Genomic DNA, 2,366 nt, shown 5'->3' with positions numbered 1-2,366 from the left:
TGTCCAGGTACTCCTCTGAGTGCACCGCCGAGTACGAAGTTGTGTGCACCACAGCTCAGGCCACGTCGGTGTCCCGCTCGATGGCCTGGAGGCGGTTCTTGAGCCGGTAGCTGTTGCCGTTGATCGGGACGACTTCGCAGTGGTGCAGGAGCCGGTCGAGGATCGCGGTGGCCAGTACCTCGTCGCCGAAGACCTGGCCCCATTCGCCGAAGGTCTTGTTCGAGGTCAGGATGATCGAGCCCTTTTCGTAACGCTTGGAGATCACCTGGAAGACCAGGTTCGCCTCGGCCCGCTCCAGCGGTTGGTAGCCGACCTCGTCGACCACGAGAACGGCGGGCCGGAGGTAGCTGGTGAGCTTACTGATCAGACGGCCCTGGTCCTCCGCGGCCTTGAGGTGACGGACCATGTCGTCGAGGCTGGTGAAGTAGATCGAGTAGCCGGCCCGGCAGGCCGCGACGGCCAGGGCGACGGCGATGTGCGTCTTGCCGACGCCGGGCGGCCCGAGCAGAGCGACGTTGGCCTTCTCCTCGACGAAGGAGAGGGTGGCCAGGTCCTTGACCTTGCGTGGGTCGAGCTCGGGCTGGAAGGAGAAGTCGTAGTCCTCCAGCGTCTTGTGGTGCGGCAGCTTCGACAACCGCAGGCCGTTGCGGAAGCGGCGGTCGTCGCGGACAGCGAGTTCCTCGGACAGCACCAGATCGAGCAGGTCGAGGTAGCCCATCTTGGCCTCATCCGCCCGCTGGATGTACTGGTTCAGGGCCTCGGCCAGGTGTGGCAGGCCGAGCTTGGCGGCGGTGGTGCGGATGCGGGTGCTGGTCAGCTCGCTCAACGGATTTCCTTGCTGGCGGAGTTGGCAGTGAAGGGGCGGGTGCCGGTCAGTTCGTCGTAGACCGACAGCGGACGGCGGCCCACCTCGACATTCGCGGCGGCGGCCCGGTTCAGCAGAGCCTGCAGCGGTCCGGCCTCGGGCCCGACTGCCTGGTCGCGGCGGGGCGAGGGCAGAGCGTCGCCGGTGGTGACCCGGCGGCCGGCGCCGGTGGGAAGGCCGTCCCAGTGAGTCTCATCCACGATGCGGGCGCCTCGGCCAACGGCCCGCGGGTGGACGGCCAACAAGGTCTGGCCACCTGTGTCGGGGGCGGTTGAATGCAGGCTGACCTGCGACTTCGTGGCCCGGATCTCGACCAGTTGACGGGGGCGGACCTTGCGGGCGGGAACGGAGTAGAGGTTCGCGTCGAAGGCGACCAGGCAGTCCTTGCCGACGTGCCGCAGGTGCCGCTGCGTGACCACATACGGGGTCGCCGGCAGCGGACGAAGGGCCATGTGGTCGCGCACGGCCCGGTGTCCGATGACTTCGCCGTGGGTGCCGTGGACCTTCGCCCGCCGCAGCGGCACCCAGGCGGCGAAGGCAGCGTTCAGCTCCTCGATGCAAGAGAAGGCCCGACCGGCCAGGACGTGGTCACGGATGATGTTCACCTGCCGCTCGACCCGCCCCTTGCCCTGCGGCCGGTAGGCAGCCAGCACGTCGATGTCGAAGTCGTAGTGCCCGGCGAAGGCGACCGCCTCCGGGTGCAGCGGAACCGCCTCACCGGGAGCGACGTGCCGGCGCACGACCGTCTTGGTGCGGTCATAGACGATGCTCATCGGCACCCCGCCGAAGTGCGCGAACGCGGCCCGGTGGCAGTCGAAGAACGTCGCCAGGTCCTGGCTGGTAGTGAAGCAGCAGAACGGGTCGCGCGAGTACGACAGAGTCATGTGGAACGAGTAGACCTTCGGGATGCCGACATGGGCGAGGATCTTGCCTTCGTCTCCCCAGTCGACCTGGGCCTGAGCACCAGGAACGACCTCGAAGCGCCGGTGCAGGCCCGCCAACTCACCTGGGCTGATGCCCATTTCCTCCGCGATCCGGGGCCGGGCCTCCTGCAGATAGAGCTTCACCCGCTGGTAGTTGATGCTGACCCCGTACTCCTGGGTCAGGCGCTCGTGGATCACCCTTCCCTTGAGCAGGATCTCGGACCTGAGCATCGCGTCGATCAGCGGCGCGACCTCGTCCACCACCCGCCGAGGCCGCTGATCTGCTGCTTCTCTCTTCGGCGGCGCGACTGATGCGGGGTCCTTGAGGTACTTGCTGACCGTCCTGCGGTTCAGCCCAGTCTCCTTCGCGATCTCCCGCAGACTCATCGCACCGGACTCGTACAGCGGACGAAACCGCCTCAATTCCAGCCAGCGATGCGGATCCAAGACCACCGTCAGCCGCCTCCCTGCCACCCCGAACCGACAGCAGCAGACTCACGGCCGACGCCCCGTCACCGCATCAAAAATGGTGCACTTTCATCCGTACGAGGTGGCGCACGTTCGCTTGTACGCCGACA

2 protein-coding genes are annotated in these 2,366 nt (G+C 67.0%); both read right to left on the bottom strand.

The window, feature by feature from the left end:
• Positions 1–55: 55 nt before the first annotated feature.
• On the bottom strand, positions 56–826 hold the full coding sequence (istB, locus tag ACFVIU_RS39100) for an IS21-like element helper ATPase IstB (RefSeq protein WP_031174301.1): 771 nt from the start codon (positions 824–826) through the stop codon (positions 56–58).
• A complete protein-coding gene (istA, locus tag ACFVIU_RS39095) occupies positions 823–2,241 on the bottom strand; it encodes an IS21 family transposase (RefSeq protein ID WP_385848530.1) in 1,419 nt (472 codons plus the stop codon). The genes istB and istA overlap by 4 nt, the downstream gene beginning before the upstream one ends.
• Positions 2,242–2,366: the final 125 nt, after the last annotated feature.

This window comes from Streptomyces sp. NPDC127190, assembly GCF_042672505.1.
Classification (GTDB): Bacteria; Actinomycetota; Actinomycetes; order Streptomycetales; family Streptomycetaceae; genus Streptomyces.
The sequence above is the reverse complement of the archived record's forward strand: the minus strand, read 5'-3'. Positions and strand labels throughout refer to the sequence as shown.